Here is a 17,013-nt window from a genome sequence, read left to right as displayed (position 1 = left end):
AAGCGAAAACGCGTAGAACAGTGCCGCTTGTGCTTCCTGCCGTGGACCCATCATTGCCGATCCTCCCGCCTGACAACGGAATTGAATCAGCGACCAGCCCACCAATCAAGGAGAGTTTTTCAACAAAATACGCCCAAACTTTCATAGTCCAGCGAGGGAAAACACGCCGACCCTGCTCCTAACCTGGACGGGTGATCACATGGCGATCCATCATAGATAGCTGCGCGGATCATATTTGCGCGGCGAATGGATTACGGATCGTGATCCTATCGGCCACCCTGAACCCGTCCTGCATGTCCTCGGAAAGCAAGGTATCACAGCCAGCTAGCAGCCCGGCCGCAACGATCACCGCGTCATAGACAGACAGCGCGTGTTTCCGCGCCAAGGCGATACCAAGGTCATGCGTCTCATAGGTCAACGGCTCGACGGTCACAAATTCACGGATCATGAGCAGGAACTCATCCGTCTGCGACCAGCTCATCCTGAGCTTCCTCTGCGTGACATTCGCAATCTCGTTCAGCACCTGCACGCTGACGGTTCCACCGCCGCGCAGCAGCCCTTCGGCAATGTCAGCCTTGGTGTGGTCGTCAGAAAGCAAGTAAAGCAGGATGTTCGTGTCGAAGAACCTACCTGGCATTCGCCTCGTCCCGATCGAACCGATAGCCCTCGGGCATCAATCCGCGAAACTCGCGCAGGCGGGCCAGAATTTCTTCGGGATCGCGGCGCCGGTGGACCTCAAAATGCCCGGCATCGGCCGCAGTTATCTCGATCTCATCGCCCGCCTTCAGCCCGAGCTCCTGGACCATCCGCGCAGGTAGACGGACGGCCAGAGAGTTGCCCCATTTCGCGATCTGCATGGTGTTTGGCCCCGCCTAGAATGATACACATCACCAGTAATGTATATCTTGCTGCCCGACGGTTCAATCAGTGATGCGATTACAGCTCGTGACCGAGATCTTTGTTGCGCGAGACGTGCTGATCGTCAGCCTCCTGCTCGGCCATTTTCTCTTTGACCTGCCGGGTCTGGGCGAGGGTCATGCCGACCGACTGATGGGCTTCGCCCGCCGCTGCCACAGCCCGCGCAATGGCCCGACGCTGACCTGCGTCAGGGAAATCGACGGCCAGAGCGTTGGTGTCACCCGCTGCAATCCGCGACATGGCGTTTTCGCCATAGCGTTCACGGAAGTCGGAACCGAAGCGGGCAGCATGCTCGTCATTCTGGAACTCGACCTTGCCGTGTTGGGCATGGGCCTCGGCCATTGCCGACAGGGTGCGGGCGAGCTTGTCGTTCTGGGCCTCCTGCTCGATCGGCACCGCGCGGGAAATCGTCCGCGCCGCAGCGGCATAGAAGGTGTCAACCAGATCGGCCGCTCTGCCCCGCCCGTCCTCGGAAGCGAGATCGATCTTCTTCGTGTTGGCCACGGCCAGAATATCGGCCTTGATCCATTCGCGCTCCTGCCAGGCATTTGCCGCTCCGGTCTCCAGCCGGGACTGGATCACGCTCGGATCGAGACCTGCCTTCTCTGCGGCCGCACCGATCTGCGCCGTCATTTCCTTCGCGCCATCCGGCCCGATGACCTTGTGCTTGTCCTCGACAGTGATGCGATCGCCGTCCATCTGCGCCTGATAGACCGGCGTGCGCGGGGCATGGCGCATCAGCTGCGCACCGCGGTTATCGCCCAGATCGCGCACGATCTCCGAGGCAATGCCATACAGTTCTTCACGCATTTCACGCTGTTCCTGCACGGGCATGCGCGAAATGTCGTTCTCGCTTTCATCCAGCCAGTTCCCGAAGGCATTGGCCAGATCGCCGCGATTGCGGATGGTCTCGAGGTCCATGACGATCTCCTGATTTCGATGATTGATGATGCCGCCCTGTTCCAGCAGGTCGGCTGCGGCTTCTATCTTCCGGGCCAGATCCTCGTCACTGATCAGCGAGGCCACGACTGCGAGACTGCGCAGCGTCTCGATATTACGCTGAATGTGATCGATGGCATCGCTGAGCGCCCTGCCCTGCCGGCGGGCTTCGACGGGCTCACGGCCCTCACGTGCCGCCCGCTCGATCTCCGCCCGTGACGGCCCATAGGTCAGGACGCCGCGATCCAGGCGGCTGCTCTTGTCCAAAAACATGCCCTGCCCAGCCGCGATCTCGACCAGCCGTTCCTTCATGAAATCCAGATTGAAGACATGATCCTTCGCCATGAAAAACCAGTCGCCATTTTCCAGGCCCCGGTTGTTCACGACGACATGGACATGCCGATTGACGCGATCCGTATGCAGGGCTGCGACATAGGCCCATTCCTCGCCATCCGAATGCAGTCCCGACTGGAACATCTCCATGCACCATTCCTCGACCACCGGCCGGGCCCGCTCGCCGCTCACATCGAAGGGGAAGGACACCAACAGATGCGTGGTATGGCCGTTCTTCGGATCGCCTGTCCATTCGTCCGACCACTGATCGACGACAGCCTTGCGCTGGTCACCGTCCAGCGTCCTGGCCCGCGGGTCCAGCTCGGCCATATTGCCGAACACCGCCGCCGCCTTGGAAAACAGGTAATCCAGCTGATTTCCGAGCTGCTTGCCGGTATGGGTGCCGCCATTGTGGATCTTCTTCAGCACCACCGCATTAGAGCCCTGGGCGACGCGCCACAGGTTCGCGGCACGCCCCGAAACCTTTGGCTTCGGCGTCATGAACCTGTCGAACTCGCGGGCCACTTCGGCCTGCTGAAAAGCCAGCATGCCCGCCCCACCCTGCCAGATCGGGAACTCGATCTCGCCGATCAGCGCCTTGGCCAGACCGCCGCGTGTCATGCTTCACCCTCAACGAAGGCCTTGAAGAGACGCACGCCGCGCCGACGCTGCTCAGCGACGACCGCCTGCAAAAAGGTCCGCACCTTCGGCATGGTTAGCCGTAGATCATCCAGGGCGCGCATCTGACCCCTTGCCAGCTTGATCTTCCGGGTGTTCGCGGCGAAGGCGATTTGGTTGATGTTGACGCCGATCTTGTGCAGCTCGTGCTTGATCGCCTCCAGTTCCGCCGCCTGCTCGGGTGGAAATTCAAGCATCCCGACGCTGGAACGCAGCAAGGTGCGCAGCACTTCTGATCTGCTGTCCGTGCCAAGAACGTCCTTCAGCCGGTCCAACTGCTGCACCTCCTCAGGGGACAGGCGCACAGTCACGACGCTTCCATAGGTCGTGGTGGCCTCCGACTGACGCAGTTTCAGGGCCTTTTCCTTCTTGATCGCCTCCGGCTCGGCCCCGACAGCATCGGCAACGCTCGAAACAGCCCCGCCCGCTTTCAACTGGCGGATGGCCTCTGCCTTCTGGTCTTTCGTCAGCGATTTACGCGCCATCAATAGTCTCCTGACGATGGCGGTCAGACGGTTTGTATACATTCCGCATTTCCTGCCACTTCCCCATATGTGCCAGAGTAGCCCACAATCGCGATCATAACAAACAAAATCGCAACCAAAGGTTGCGTCCGCTGTCGCGATCACAGGGATGCTCGGTGCGGCACATAGGGTCCGTTTGCTTCAATGAAAAAACAGCGCCGGCACGCCGGCACCGCTGCCGGCGCCAACATGGCGCCGTCGCCTGTGACCGGATGAACCCTGGGGTGATCCGCTGCCCCGCTATGGGGATCCTCTCAATCGATAAGAAATCGCGTTGCCGCGACCTCGCTCCTCACGCAGGGCTTGTCGGAAGAGCCCCTGCAGGTCGGCGGTGCCGCGAGCCCCAAAAGGTAAAGAGGCCCCTGCCCTTTGGCCGGCACCGATGCGGTCGAAACCAAATCCGTGACAGATTGAGACCAGTACAGAAGATCGTGCGCCTACGGCGCAAGATATCTGGGCAGGCGAAGTTTAGGGGCGTTGCCCCTCGCTCTGGCAAGGGAAATCGACAGAACCGGGTCCTCGCCGCTGGCGCGGCTGCGGGCCGCACCACTTCCATCGATTCCCCTTGCCAGAGCTACCCCCAGTCTCGGCGACGGCCAGACCCCGAAAACGAATGTTTTCGGGGCTGTCCCCATTGCGGGGTGCCCCATACCGGTGGAGGGGAAGATGGCCGATGCTGCTGGACGGGATTGCGAAGAGATGAGCCCGGGACTGCGCCTGTCGCGTGTGGCGGACCTGATCGATGCGATCCATGCCTGCCATCCTGAAGATGCCGAGCAGGTTCTGTCGGTCGTCCTGGAGGAATGGCAGACCGGGGCGCCCATGCAGCCCTTCCTTGACGCCATGAGCGATGCAGAGTTCTGGGCCCATGCCGCGACGTTCGACGATCTGCGTGCGGTGTTCCTGGCAGCAGGACAGAAGATGGCGCGCTATCCGCTCGGGCCGCGCGGCCGGATCCGCATGATCCGGAGATTGATGGCAGGTCTGAGTGATGACGAACGGCAGGAGATCATCGGCCGGGGCTCGGCAGAACGCGGTCCTGCGTGATAAAGCACGATGGAGACACCAAGCCGGGATGTGCCCGCAAGGGTTCGTTCTCGGAGGACCTGCTGTCAACTGCAGATCCGTCGATAGAGATCGGCGAAAGCCACCCCCTGAACCGGTTGCCCCGGGCGGCGGCCCAGGGCCAGGAGACGCGCATGGCAGCGCCGACCTGCACATCGGTTCGAAATTTGCTGTGGATCAGGCGGTGGCCCGCATCGCTGCTCCCCTCAGAGCCCGTCGCGGCCACCGCCTTCCCTTCCGTCCAGTTTCCGCCGGCGGCACTGCGCCGGACGGGAAACACTCCTGCGCATCTTCGGCCCCTTCCAGCCGGGGTGGAGCAGAATAGCCCCTGCGCGAGACCCAATGTCGACACTGCACCGGAGGTGAGTTTTGCAATGCCGTCGGTGCCGATTGATTGGCTCTGGACGTCCCAACTGTACTCCCGATGACGACTCGGCGCGAGAAACCGGTTTGTCACCTCCGGCTACAATTCTGTATCACGGCTACCCCGTTCCTGCTCCAGTCTTACTGCGATTGCGTGATCGATAGCGCGCCGGGCAGCGGGCCTCTCGATCGCTGACGGCATTTTCGTTCACAGCCTTGCGCCTGCAACCTCGGGCTGACGTTTGGACAGCTTGTCGGTGGGCATATGTTCCCATTATGTTCCTACCATGCCGTCGATCCCCTCAACCAACAGATTCGCCAACCGCTCGATCCGCGACTGTGCCCGCGACCATATGCTCATGGTGATGCGCTGCGACCTCTGCGGCCGGACGGTGAACTATTGGGCCGAGGATCTGGCGAAGGTCATCGATGACCCGTTTCACGAAGCGCATGTGCCGCCCTGGGGTTGCGGCCAGTGCCGGACGATCGATTACATGTCGATCCGCTGGCACCTGCCGAGCGCCAATGAACTGGCGGCAGGCTTGACCGTTCGCAGGCCAGTCAGGCAGGTTGTCAAATGGATCTGGCGCGATGAAAGGGTCTGACGATCTGCAATCTGTATAATAACGGCACCACGCAGGAAATGATGCGCCGACTCTTCCCCGGCGTGACGGACCGTGCCGGCAATCTGCAGCCGGGCCGCGTCTATCCCGACCAGCCCGGTGCGATCATCCGCCATGACGGTGACGGGTTGGAGCTGGTCACAGCGCGCTGGGGTCTGCCCTCGCCGAAATTCGCCCTGAAGACGGAACGCGACCCCGGCGTGACCAATATCCGCAATCTTGGATCGCCGCATTGGCGCCGCTGGCTCAGTCGGGACAATCGCTGCCTCGTCCCGCTGAGCGCCTTCGCCGAGCCACGCGGCAAGGGGAAGGGCAACCAGTGGTTTGCCGCCACGAACGACCAACCGATGTTCTTTGCCGGCATCGAGATCCGCGACTGGACCTCCGTCCGCAAGGTGAAGGACGGCGAGACGACGGATGATCTCTATGCCTTCCTGACTTGCGAACCGAATGCCGAGGTCCGGGCGATCCATCCAAAGGCGATGCCAGTAATCCTGACCCAGCCCGACGACTGGACGGCCTGGTTGAGCGGGATCCCCGCTGCGGAGCTTCAACTGCCCCTGCCCGACGGATCCCTGGCGTTGCTGGACGAGGCCGAGCTGACCTGACCGGATAGACGACTGGCTCTGACTACCTCAGCGACGCCCCCCGCACGGCGAGACTGCGAGATCGACAGCGCTATGACATCCTGCAACCTGGCCATCACAAACATCTCCGGCGGTGCGGATCAGTCTGGAATTGATCTCGACGAAACCAGTAGCGAGTGACGAAAGGTCATGGGTGTCAGTTCCAGAGAAGCCGCCTTTATCGGCGATCGCGAGGCCCGCCCGATCGTAACCTAGACTGCAGCGGGAGCGCGGCGTGGCGCATTGGAGACGTAGCAACCAGTCAAACTCAGGTGTTTCCGAAAGGTCGAGAACGCATTGGGAAATTCATCCCCGGAATCATCCACAGAAACTGGGGATAAGTCTCGCCGCCCAAAAGACACCGCTCGAGGCGGGGCAGGCATAAACAGTGCCCCGGTCTTCAGCGCAGCAGTTCCGCCCGTTCCTCATTCGTCATCTCACCCAGGAGGCGGCGCATGAGGCGCATGCGCCCCCGTGCGCCAAGCCGGCGCTTGCTCAGGCGCGCCCCGGTGGCGAAAAAATAGGCCGTCAGTTCCGGCAATGTCGCAAAGGCCGCCCAGGCTTCCGCCTCCTCCTCGATGGCCCCCAGAGCGGGCAGCGGCGGGCCCGCGCCCATCTCGGCCAGAACTCCCGACAGGATGAATTCCGCATCGGCGCGGTCGCAGGCCGCGATGGCATCGAACAGGGCCTGCGTGCGTTCCAGGCGCGTTGGGTCGGGGCCGGCCATGAGCTGACCCTCAGAGCCGGATCCGCGCGGCCAGGTCGCGCGCATCGTGCTGGTGATGGAGCCTGTCGCGACCATCGTCGTGGCGGTCGCCGCGCCGGGCCAGATCGAACCGGGTGCGGGGATTGATTTTCATCGCGGCGGCCCGGATCACGGCGCCGCCGCCGGCTGAGATCAGCACGTTGAGGCGGGAATATCGGGCAAGGATGGGCATGATTGCTCTCCCATGGGGCCGCCTTACGCGGCGGCCCGGTTGGTTCTGTCCAAGAGACCCGCGGGGGCGGTGCGCATCAGCCAGTCGGCGGCTTTCTGCGCCTCGGTCGCGGCCTTGAAGATGAACCGCTTCTCGGACTTCAATGCTCGCAACCAGCTTTCCACATAGGCCGCCGTCTGCCCGAACTCCGGTGTCACCCCGATCTGTGCGCAGACCATGGCACCGCCGATCTCGGCCACCAGTTCCTCGAAGGCCCGATCCGCCCGCCCGTTGAAGCGGCTGAACCGGTCCAGCCGATGCGCCGCGCCCGTGCCGTGGCAGCTCTCATGGGCGAGCGTGGAATAAAATCCGGCGGCATCATGAAAGGTCCCGACCGGCGGCATGTGGATGAAATCGCCTGCCACATCATAGAAGGCTTCTGGTCGGTCGCTTGTGCGCCGCTCGATGCCGGTCGCGTCAAAGAAAGCCTCAAGCGCCGGGTCGGTCTTGGTGCCAAGATCGCGCGGGGCCTCGATGGGCTTGCCGTGAAATTCCTCGGGCAGGCCGTCGATCTGATCGCCGTTGAAGACGCGATAGGCCTTCGCATAGCCGAAGGTCTTTTCTTCGCCGGTCTCGGCATCCTCTTTTTCAAAGGTGCCGTATTTGACGACCGTGGCGGATGTCTCGCCCTTGCGGACCTGACCGCCGGCCTCCTGGGCCTGCCGATAGGTGAACCAATGGCCGCTGCGATAGCCCTGTTCAGCCGCCCGCGCCCAGAGCATCAGGATATTTATGCCGCGATAATACTCCCCGTTGCTGCGGCGGGGGAAAGGAATGCCGCCCGCATCGCCGGTCCAGGGCTTCCGCCAGACCGGGGTGCCAGCCTCGAGGCTGGCAATGATCTGGTCGGTGACATGCTGGTAGACATCGAACTCGGCCATCATGCGCCCTCCTGAACGGGACGCTCCACAGCGAACACGACGGTCTCGGTCTCGACGCGATAGTCGATCTTGCGCAGCAGCACCTGTTCCAGTGCCTCGCGCGGAACGCCGGGATAGGTCGCGGCGATGACATCCAGCAACTGCGGGCGATCTTCCTCGAAATAGTAGCCGTTGATCGCCCATGCGATCAGGCCGGGGGTATGAACGAGAGGGGAGGATCCCAAGCGATAGTCAGCCATGTCTGGCCTCCTTTCCAGTGACGGGCGGCGAGGTCCTTGCCCCGTTCCGCCGGTGGGCGGACCTTCCTGCTCTGCTTGTCTCGAAAGGCCCATGCCTTTCGGAAAGCAGGAGCGGGAAGGGCGTAGCCCTGCCCGAGGCCCTGGGGCTGACTGTCACGGGGTCGGGAAGGCGGGGTGGTGCGGCCCGCAGGCGCAGCCGAGGACACGGCCCGCCTGGACGACGACGCGCGATACGCGCGGCGCTTGCCCCTTGACCGGCAGACGCAGGGATGCGTGGCGGATGAAACAAACAGGAAGGTCGTCGGGTCGGGGGTGAGCTGGGCCTGCCCGGTCGATCCCCCGGCACGGCCACCGATCATCCTGGACCGCAAAAGCGGGCCTCCATCGATCTTCCTGGCCGCAGGCTGCCCGCGTGAGCGACTGGATGGAACGGTAAAGGGGCGGCTTGCGCCGCCCCTGTCGTTCACTCCTGGTCGTCGTCCCGTTTCGGGAAGGCGACCATATCGACGCCGGGGAACATGTTGTGGCGGACCTGGATGGAGGTGATCTCGCCGGCGTCGTTGCGGTTGATGAAGAGGACACCGCAGTTGTCCCAGAACGTCTTGCCGTCTTTCTCGCCGGTTTTCACGCGGAGCTTCATGCTATCAAAGGCCATCTGGTGTTCCTTTCCTGTCTGGCGTTTCGATGAAATTTCCGGGACGGGGCAGGAAGAGCACCGGTCAATGAGGAATTTGTCTTCCGCGGGGAATGGCCGGAGGCCAGGGGAAATTCGTCATTGAAGGCCGAAGGCCGTCCGGCGCGCTGCCCTGTCATATTTCATCAATGAGAAACGCACCTGCCGGAAAGGACCGGGTTGGCCACGACAGCAAGCGACCGCGTCACCGTGGGCGAGAAAGGTGGCAAGACCGGGACCGGCTGCCGTCTCCGGTTCAACTGCAATGCTGCCAGGATCAGTGCGCCCGACGACGACCGCCACAATATCGTCCTGCACGCGAGATTTTGCCCCATCCAAACAGGCCGACCGGGATTGGCCGGGGGCGGTGGAGGCTGCCCCATGATCCGGTTGCGAACGCAGGCGGCTCAAGGCCAGCCCGCGTCATGCGGCCGAATGGGCCAAGTCGGGCGTCACAGCGGCGCGGGCCCTGCTGCGCCTGCAAAGGTATCTGCAGGCCGGGCGGAGAGCCGCCTGATGGCAGCGCGGCATGGCAACTGCAGCGCCCCCGCCAAAGCGGTCGTTCGCACAGCTCGCAGCGAGGTGGTGGCGGCGAAATCCTGAGTGATCGTCCGCTTGGCGGCGATACCAAACGCGAGATTTTCGATCAGCACGGCTTGAACCCGATTCAGATGAGAGTGCGGTCGATTCCTAGTAGAAAATCTCCGATAAAATTGCAATACGTGGCTTGTGAAATCGAGAAAATGGCGATACAGATCGATACAACACGATCTTTATGGTGGATTTGTCGATATGGAGCACTTCGCGGTCATCCAAAGCATCGTTCGGGCCAGCTTAGCCGGGGACCGGGAGGCTGTGGACAAGCAGGTGCTGCGCCTTCGTGAGCGCCTCGAGAAGGCCGGGGCTACGAAGGAAGCCGCTACGTTGGAGCGCTTGCGCGCCGCTGCGCGCGACAGACAGGAACTAGCTCCGAGCCGCGTGGAGGTGTCTCGCGGCCAGATCTCCGGAGAAGCCCTCGAACAGGGAGTCAATCCACCGATTGATCGAGAAACCGGAGCCCGATTGTGCACGGTTGATTTTCCGGGTCGGAACGGCCGGGCGCCCGTTTATGGGGCAGCAGTGTCGGAAACGGTTGAGGGACTGTTGCAGGAATGGACCAGTGAGGCCGCGCTGCAGGAGGTGGGCGTGTCGCCCACGCGCTCTCTGTTGATTTACGGGCCGCCTGGCTCGGGTAAGACCATCACCGCCCACTATATCGCTGCCCGGTTGGGATTGCCGTTGGTCGTGGCGCGCATCGACGGCTTGATATCATCGTTTTTGGGCACGACCGCGCGCAATATTGCGAACCTGTTCGACTTCGCCAACCGATACGCCTGTGTTCTGCTGCTGGACGAGTTCGACGCGCTTGCAAAGCTCCGGGACGATCCGCAGGAGATCGGAGAGATCAAACGCGTAGTCAACACCTTGCTGCAGAATCTCGATCAGCGGCGCAACTTTGGAATCACGATCGCTATTACAAACCATGACAGGCTCCTGGACCCAGCTGTTTGGCGTCGCTTTGAAACACATCTTCAGCTTGGGGAGCCAGACGAGTCTGCTCGCGAAAGCCTGATTGCGCGTTTCCTCCAACCGCTGGAAGCGCCTGCCTCTACCCTCCGGGTCTTCTCATACTGTCTCGCAGGGCGCACGGGAGCCGACATCGAAAGAGTATGCACGGCTGCAAAACGGACGCTGGCGCTCAGCGGCGAATCTCATGACGGGCCAGGATTGTTCCATGCCTTGAGCTCTGTACTAGCCCGTTCGCCGCAACACGATCACGTGGGAGCCCGCATCCTTGCCGTCGATCCAGAAGCGTTCGTCAGCCTGATCGCGAATGATAGTGCGCTTGCGCTCAAGCAAACCGAAATAGGTGAGGCGACGGGATATGGTCAGTCGCGGGTGAGTGATCTCAAGAAGGCGAAGCGCCATCTGCCACTGCTAGAGGCAGCGCATGCCCAATAATCCGGTTCAAATCATTCTGAATGATCGCGACTTTCATCAGGCACCCGATCCGGGCCGGCCGCCGCGGAACAAGGATTTTTTCGAAGGAGCCGACAAGGCATTCGTCACCCACAAGGACTTGCTGCTGGCCGAGATCGACCGGATCATAGACGAAATTCGTACGAGCCCTTACGGTCCCGCGGCGTATCTCAAAGTCCAGATGCGAAACGAGGCGCTGGCGAAATCCTATCGACCGGTATGGTGGCTGTTCAAGCCTGACCAATTTCCATGTGTGGGAGCGGATGCAGTCGGAACGCTCTATTTTCGAGCTCCGTTGATCTATCTGAAAGCTCTGCGACAGCGCATCGAGCAGGCTGAAGCCTCCGTCGAGACAAAGTATCGGAGGGCTGACGAAAAGCCATACAAGGCGCCGACCATCGCCCGAGCCGAAGTCGGCGCCATCGAGACCATCGAAATCGCACCTCCCGAGCAGAAACGTGCATTTTCTACCGCAGCAGCTCTGGCAGCGATCGAAGATCCTCGTGCGGTCTCCGGCTATCAAATCGAGCTTTTCGAGACGCCGGCTGAACGGGTGATTGCCGATGACCCGCTCGGACGGATCGCATTACGGCGCTCGCTTGAGCGGCTGTTGTTGTCTCTCGGCTTGGGCGCGCGCAGTTACCTCGCCTTTGAGGTCGGACGAACCCCCGTCCTTGAAGTTCAACTGACCACGCAGCCTGTCGACGCCCTGATCGACCATCGAGCAGGTGCGGCTGGAAGCGATTCAGGCCAGGAAATCAGCCTCTCCTCGATTGACCGAAATCCGGAGCGACACGAGACGACCCTGAATGCACTCCAGAAGCATCCTCTGGTGCGTGCGATCTTGCCACCTGTTCTGCTCGAGCTGACAGACGACCGCTCAAGTTCTGATGCCATTGCAGCGATTGAACCAGTTGACATTCCCCTTCCGCAGGGCCGGTCGACTTACCCGATCGTGGGTGTCATCGACTCTGGTGTGGCGCCGGTTCTTGAGGGTTGGGTTGCGGGACGGTTCGACTATCTATCGTCAGGGGAATATGACACGGTCCACGGCACGAACGTCGCCGGTCTCCTGACCGTCGGGCAAGCCCTCAATGGTGTGGACGTTGCGCCCGAGGCAAATGGCTGCCATCTCTACGACATACCCCTCTACCCTAGCGGACCGTTCATGGCTCATTATCATCGAGGTTTCTCCGACTTCCTCGAAGAGATCGAGCAAGCCGTCGCAGAGGCGAAGAACGAACATGGCGTCAGAGTGTTTAATCTCTCCATAAACGCCGTCGCGCCGGTCGAGAGTCACCGATACAGCATCTACGCTTCCCGCCTTGACCAGATCGCAGATACCTATGGCGTGGTCTTCGTGAATTCCGCCGGAAACCTGCCACGCGCTCAGGCGCGTTCCGCCTGGCAGAAGCGTCCTGTCGACGTCATCAACTATTTCGCGTCGCGAACTTCACCCGACACGATCTTCAAGCCCGCCGAGAGCGTCAGGTCTATCTCGGTCGGCGCGCTCAATCCTCCGAACACCGATCAGATTGCCGACGCGCCGACCGTTTACACGACGCGCGGGCCTGGTCTCCAAGTTGGTGTCAAGCCCGATGTGGCGTTTTATGGCGGAACAGGGGGAAGCGGCCCCGGAAAGCCCACTGGGCTTTCGTCATTGTCTCCTTCGGGCGGCAGGAACAGCGTCGTCGGCACGAGTTTCGCCGCACCGCTGGTTGCGCGTACGTTGGCGGGCCTCGACACCGCGACCGAGGGCGGCCTGTCTGTAGAAGCACTGCGGGCCATGTTGCTGCATCACACGGCGATGCCCGACCCACTGACGAAGCGTGGCCTCAAGGACATCGGCCGGCAATTCGCGGGTTTCGGCAGGCCGCAAGCCGTCGCCACGATGCTGGAAACGGACGACCACCAGATCACGCTGCTTTTCCAAAGCCGCCTGAGCATTGGCGAGAAGAAGCCGGTCATACTCCGGTTCCCGTTCAGCTGGCCACAAAGCCTCGTTACAGACGGACGCTGCTCAGGCCGTGCCAAAATCACACTCGTTTACGCACCACCGCTTGATCCAGCCTTCGGTGCCGAGTTTGTCCGCGTCAATCTTGAGGCATCGCTGAAGCAGCGTCAGCCGGAGCCTGCTTCCGATGGCAGTGTCCGCTTCACGAACCAGATCACGGCCCGCTACCTGCCCAAGTCAACCAATCTCGCTATACCCGAGAAGGCGCTTATAGACCACGGGCTCAAATGGTGGCCGGCCAAGCAGTATGAGAGTACATTCATTGAGAACGGAAGCTCGTCGCAATGGCGGCTGGAGGTCACCAGCCTTGTTCGTGCTGAGGCGCAGTTTCCCGCGGAAGGAGTGCCTTTTGCAATACTCTTAACCCTAGAGGATCCAGACGGCAGCCAGCCTGTTTTCCAGGAAATGCGGCAGTGGCTACAGGCGAGCACTGCGGTAGCACAGGATGTTCGAACGGTAACGAGGCTGCGGCCACGCGGTCGGTAGTGGACACCCTCGCCGCCGTCAGTCAGGAATTCTCAGCCTTTAAAAGATACGGCAGCATTGGCGCGCTGCGCGCAAGAGCAAAGTCTTCGCCAGCACGTAAGTGAACAATTGGTCTCAGAACTGAGCTTCATGGTCGCAGCGGCCAGCGGGCGTGCTAGGACGAAGTGCTGCGGGGCGCGGGCGTAATTCCGGGTTTTCGGGATCGGTCCGGCTCGATGCAGTTCTCAGCGGGAGGAATGCGACCAAGTGCGGAAGCAGATGGACGAACCAAAGAAGCATCACTACATCCCGGCCTTCTACCTTCAGGCCCTGATCGGGGTCAGGCGCGGTTCTTGAAGCGCCATGACTCGTTGCCGGTTTCGATGATCTCGCAGTGATGGGTCAGGCGGTCGAGGAGCGCCGTGGTCATCTTGGCGTCGCCGAAGACGGTCGGCCATTCTCCGAAGGCCAGGTTGGTGGTGACGATGATGGATGTGCGTTCGTAGAGACGGCTGATGAGGTGGAAGAGCAGCTGTCCGCCGGATTGCGCGAAGGGCAGATAGCCGAGTTCATCGAGAATGACGAAGTCGAGGCGGGTCATGTAATCGGCAAGCCGTCCCTGCTTGCCGCCGCGGGTCTCGGTCTCGAGCCGGTTCACCAGATCGACGACGTTGTAAAAGCGGCCGCGGGTGCCATTGCGGATGAGCGCACGGGCAATGGCAATGGCGAGGTGGGTCTTGCCGGTGCCAGTGCCGCCGATGAGGACGACATTGCGCTGGTCCGCGACGAAGCTGCCAGCAGCCAGGCGTTCAGTTCGTCCAGACTTTTGACGCGGAGGCGCGGCGTAAAGAACCGTTCCCGCACCAGCCCGACCTGGTTCTCGACTTGTCCCTTCTCCCAGCCCGATGCGGGTGTGCAGGCGACCGGTTGAACAAGGTAATGGCTGCACATCTGCAGGAAGCGGCGATTGTAATGCCGTTCCTTGCCCGTGAAGACCGCTTCAACCGCCGTCTTCATGTTGTCGTAAATCCCGCGCGTGCAGGTGCCCTTGAAGAAGGCGAAGGCCCGGTCATGCGCGTCAAAGACCATCTCTTGACTCTCGCGCATGTAGGCCCGGGCGAACATCATCCGGCTGTGGCAAAGCCGGATATGCGCTACCTTCACCGTCACCGTGACGCCCGAGATCACCACGACCTCATGGCTCCAGTCGAACTGGTATGCCTCACCCGGTGCGTAGTAGAGCGGCACATAGGCTTCGGCTGTCATCGCGCCCCGGTTCTGCGACCAACCCTTCGCGAACCGGCGCACGGCATCATAGCCGCCTTCGTATCCCAGCCCGCGCAACTCCTCAAAGATGCGGATCAGCGTCAACCGTTCCCGCGACGGCTTGTTCGCATTTGATGACAGGAACTGTTCGAGCTGCCCTTGCCACGGTCCTATCCGCGGCATCGGTTGCCGCTCTCGTTCGTAGCTGAAGTCCGTCTCGTCCGTCCGCAGGATCTTGCGCACGGTATTCCGCGACACGTGCAGTTCCCGCACGATCTTCTTCACAGACCACTTCTGAACGTAATAAGCCCGCCGGACCCGCGCGATCGTATCCACCCGCTTCATCTCCCCTCCGTCCGCTGCCTCGCAACGAACGGTCCGACAGAACGTCAGGGGGGGCAAAATGGGACGCCGATACCCCGCCTTAGGGGGTCAAAATTGCATGCCGAAACACACCCTCCCCCGACAACGGGTCACGGGCGTAGATCGGATTCAGCGCCCGGTAAAGGAGTCCTCGATACCGCATATGACGTCAGGCGTGGACGCCTGCATCGACGGCATCGATATAGTCCATGACCGCCTCAGCCTGCCCATCGCGCACCAATTGCATTGCGGTCAGGCCACTAAATCCCGGCAGTGGTTCCGACCGATACCAGGCATAGGCGATCAAGGCCGAACCGAAGCGCGGTTCGACCCGGTTCAGGATCTCGACCATCTCGCGAAGGCGCTTCTGGGTTTTCGGACTTTGCACCCGGTGGGCCCGCATCAACGCGTCACGCCCAAGGCCGACGGTCCGCGCGACTTCATCCTTCGTCGTGCGCAGGATTTCGGCGATGCGGGCAGGGGCAAAGAGACCACCTTCAGCGAAAGACTCTATCTGCATGACGAACTCCACTTATCTTGACAAGATATAGCGTCATTATGTGCGGCGATCAAGGCCGTCACTGTCGTCCGATGCACCGTCACGCCGCCTGCCCGCTCAGTCTGCCGTAGAAGCTGCGCTCGAGATGCAACTCCCCTGCCCCGGCCTTTTCGACCATACCGCGGAGATAACCTCCCGGAGACGCAACTTCGCCCGCATTGTGCTTTTCGAAGACAAGCGCGAACGCCGCTGTCGCCACCTGCTTACCCAACCTGTCCTGCGCCACATTCCAGGCATGCTCGGACACCCCGATCATTGGCCTGAGTTGGCCGGCAACCCGGTGAAGATCTCCCCAATCCTTGACAAACCCTTCCAGATTGCGCGCCCAGGATGCGAATTCCGGACAAGCCTGCAGGACGGTCGGCAGATCCAGCGATACCCGCTTCTTGCGTACTTCGGCCACCCACTCTTCCAGCTCCCGATCAACCTGATCTTCGGGCTGAGCATTGTGCACCACGGCCGCGACTTCCTCATCTTCTGAGGAATTACTGATTACAGGATCAAGTTGGTTTGTAATTAGTATATGAGGGTCGGTAATGACCTCCCTGGGGTTCATTTCTTGAGTCTTCTCGGGCACTTGTGCTGTGGTTTCAGGCGTGTTTTCCACAGGCACGCTGGCCTCAGTTGCCTTGAGATAGGCGGCTTCGACCCGCGCCTGAAGCTCCTTGAACCAACCGAGCAGTCGGGCAAGCTGTTCGGACGCTTCATGACGGCGCGGAAGCCGGTCCAGAAGCTCCTCGAAGAACCCCGTGAACTGTGTCCAAGGCCCACGCAGCGCGCTGCTGACAGCCGCCTCAATACGCGCGCGGATCATCCGGCGCGCCACCGTGATCTGACGCTTTAGGCGCTGGCAGATCTCGCGTTCTGCCAGCAATTCGACATGCAGCTCTTCAAACTCCTCGACGCGCGCTGCGAGTGGCGACAGATCGAAGCCGTAGGCCTCGACGATGCGCCCTTCTGCGTCCCTGCGTCCCCACCGCTTGCCGTTGGGGCTGTCCTGGAAGGAAATCACGCCGATCTCGGCCAGACGCCGAGCATGGCGCTTGAGTGCGGAGAGCGAGAAGCCCGTCTGCTCCATCAGGTAGGCATTGGATGCCCAGACGATCGGGCGCTGCCCCTCCTCCCAGTCCTGGGCTTGGGTGAAGGCCCCGAGCGTGTCGAGGAGCATCAAGTCTCCGGCCTTGAGGCCAATATATGCACCGACCCGCTTCACGGCCACAAATGCCCGAGTTTTGGGTACAGCGACCTGTTCACCGGCTTGGGCAAGCTGCTCTGCAATGCCAAGACCCGGTGTAGGCTTGCGCCAACCTGAGGGCTGCCGCACGGTGGACACACTTCTCTCGAGCTGAGGCATGCCTACCTCAGTTGCTCCCGGCGGAGCATCAATGAATTTTTCCATACTTTGTCAGCAGACAAAGAAATCCCGTTCGCTCAGAAGCGATTTTTCTTGTATGGCGATTCGCTGGCTGCTAGTTTCTAGGTGTCTAA

General features: G+C 61.4%; 17 protein-coding genes and 2 pseudogenes. 5 read left to right on the top strand and 14 right to left on the bottom strand.

Features of this window, described 5'->3' with window-relative positions:
* Positions 1–229: 229 nt before the first annotated feature.
* The 4 genes from FNJ84_RS20425 to mobC form a co-directional block, all read right to left on the bottom strand.
* A complete protein-coding gene (locus FNJ84_RS20425; protein ID WP_143795007.1) occupies positions 230–637 on the bottom strand; it encodes a PIN domain-containing protein in 408 nt (135 codons plus the stop codon).
* A complete protein-coding gene (locus FNJ84_RS20420) occupies positions 627–857 on the bottom strand; it encodes an AbrB/MazE/SpoVT family DNA-binding domain-containing protein (protein ID WP_143795006.1) in 231 nt (76 codons plus the stop codon). The genes FNJ84_RS20425 and FNJ84_RS20420 overlap by 11 nt, the downstream gene beginning before the upstream one ends.
* Before the next feature lie 79 nt (positions 858–936).
* On the bottom strand, positions 937–2,811 hold the full coding sequence (locus tag FNJ84_RS20415) for a relaxase/mobilization nuclease domain-containing protein (protein WP_143795005.1): 1,875 nt from the start codon (positions 2,809–2,811) through the stop codon (positions 937–939).
* Positions 2,808–3,395: a plasmid mobilization relaxosome protein MobC gene (gene mobC / locus FNJ84_RS20410; protein ID WP_143795004.1), complete on the bottom strand. Its 588-nt coding sequence runs from the start codon at positions 3,393–3,395 to the stop codon at positions 2,808–2,810. The genes FNJ84_RS20415 and mobC overlap by 4 nt, the downstream gene beginning before the upstream one ends.
* Before the next feature lie 663 nt (positions 3,396–4,058).
* Between mobC and FNJ84_RS20405 the strand changes: the two genes are divergently transcribed.
* From FNJ84_RS20405 to FNJ84_RS20395, 3 genes are all read left to right on the top strand, one after another.
* Positions 4,059–4,439 carry a hypothetical protein gene (locus FNJ84_RS20405; RefSeq protein WP_143795003.1) on the top strand — a complete coding sequence of 127 codons (381 nt, stop codon included), beginning with the start codon at positions 4,059–4,061 and terminating at the stop codon, positions 4,437–4,439.
* Between the two features lie 668 nt (positions 4,440–5,107).
* Entirely contained in the window at positions 5,108–5,425 is a 318-nt protein-coding gene (locus FNJ84_RS20400; RefSeq protein ID WP_143795002.1) for a hypothetical protein, read from the top strand.
* Between the two features lie 38 nt (positions 5,426–5,463).
* Entirely contained in the window at positions 5,464–6,051 is a 588-nt protein-coding gene (locus tag FNJ84_RS20395; RefSeq protein WP_143795001.1) for an SOS response-associated peptidase, read from the top strand.
* A gap of 418 nt (positions 6,052–6,469) precedes the next feature.
* On the opposite strand, the gene FNJ84_RS20390 is transcribed toward FNJ84_RS20395, so the two are convergent.
* From FNJ84_RS20390 to FNJ84_RS20365, 6 genes are all read right to left on the bottom strand, one after another.
* Complete coding sequence (locus tag FNJ84_RS20390) at positions 6,470–6,796, bottom strand: hypothetical protein (RefSeq protein ID WP_143795000.1); 327 nt, start codon at positions 6,794–6,796, stop codon at positions 6,470–6,472.
* 10 nt (positions 6,797–6,806) lie between these two features.
* Positions 6,807–7,007: a hypothetical protein gene (locus tag FNJ84_RS20385; RefSeq protein WP_143794999.1), complete on the bottom strand. Its 201-nt coding sequence runs from the start codon at positions 7,005–7,007 to the stop codon at positions 6,807–6,809.
* 23 nt (positions 7,008–7,030) lie between these two features.
* Positions 7,031–7,927 carry an ArdC family protein gene (locus tag FNJ84_RS20380; protein ID WP_255471353.1) on the bottom strand — a complete coding sequence of 299 codons (897 nt, stop codon included), beginning with the start codon at positions 7,925–7,927 and terminating at the stop codon, positions 7,031–7,033.
* Positions 7,927–8,166 (bottom strand): hypothetical protein, encoded by a 240-nt coding sequence (locus tag FNJ84_RS20375; protein ID WP_143794997.1) that lies wholly within the window; start codon positions 8,164–8,166, stop codon positions 7,927–7,929. Before FNJ84_RS20375 ends, FNJ84_RS20380 begins: the two co-directional genes overlap by 1 nt.
* 463 nt (positions 8,167–8,629) lie before the next feature.
* Entirely contained in the window at positions 8,630–8,821 is a 192-nt protein-coding gene (locus FNJ84_RS20370; protein ID WP_101754930.1) for a hypothetical protein, read from the bottom strand.
* Positions 8,822–9,291: 470 nt separating this feature from the next.
* A complete protein-coding gene (locus FNJ84_RS20365; RefSeq protein WP_143794996.1) occupies positions 9,292–9,492 on the bottom strand; it encodes a hypothetical protein in 201 nt (66 codons plus the stop codon).
* A gap of 76 nt (positions 9,493–9,568) precedes the next feature.
* Between FNJ84_RS20365 and FNJ84_RS20360 the strand changes: the two genes are divergently transcribed.
* Entirely contained in the window at positions 9,569–10,840 is a 1,272-nt protein-coding gene (locus FNJ84_RS20360; protein WP_255471352.1) for an ATP-binding protein, read from the top strand.
* A complete protein-coding gene (locus FNJ84_RS20355) occupies positions 10,830–13,358 on the top strand; it encodes a S8 family peptidase (protein ID WP_143794995.1) in 2,529 nt (842 codons plus the stop codon). Before FNJ84_RS20360 ends, FNJ84_RS20355 begins: the two co-directional genes overlap by 11 nt.
* Before the next feature lie 319 nt (positions 13,359–13,677).
* On the opposite strand, the pseudogene istB reads toward FNJ84_RS20355, so the two are convergent.
* The 4 genes and pseudogenes from istB to repC form a co-directional block, all read right to left on the bottom strand.
* Positions 13,678–14,142: pseudogene (gene istB / locus FNJ84_RS20350) on the bottom strand (IS21-like element helper ATPase IstB); the annotation flags it as partial.
* Positions 14,133–14,948, bottom strand: a pseudogene (gene istA / locus FNJ84_RS20345) (IS21 family transposase); the annotation flags it as partial. The pseudogenes istB and istA, both read right to left, overlap by 10 nt.
* 187 nt (positions 14,949–15,135) lie before the next feature.
* Positions 15,136–15,498, bottom strand: a complete 363-nt coding sequence (locus FNJ84_RS20335; RefSeq protein WP_255471351.1) for an antitoxin Xre/MbcA/ParS toxin-binding domain-containing protein — start codon at positions 15,496–15,498, stop codon at positions 15,136–15,138.
* Between the two features lie 67 nt (positions 15,499–15,565).
* Positions 15,566–16,879, bottom strand: a complete 1,314-nt coding sequence (gene repC / locus FNJ84_RS20330) for a plasmid replication protein RepC (RefSeq protein ID WP_143795009.1) — start codon at positions 16,877–16,879, stop codon at positions 15,566–15,568.
* Positions 16,880–17,013 lie beyond the last annotated feature (134 nt).

The organism is Paracoccus sp. M683 (genome assembly GCF_007096355.1).
Taxonomy (GTDB): Bacteria; Pseudomonadota; Alphaproteobacteria; order Rhodobacterales; family Rhodobacteraceae; genus Paracoccus.
The sequence above is the reverse complement of the archived record's forward strand: the minus strand, read 5'-3'. Positions and strand labels throughout refer to the sequence as shown.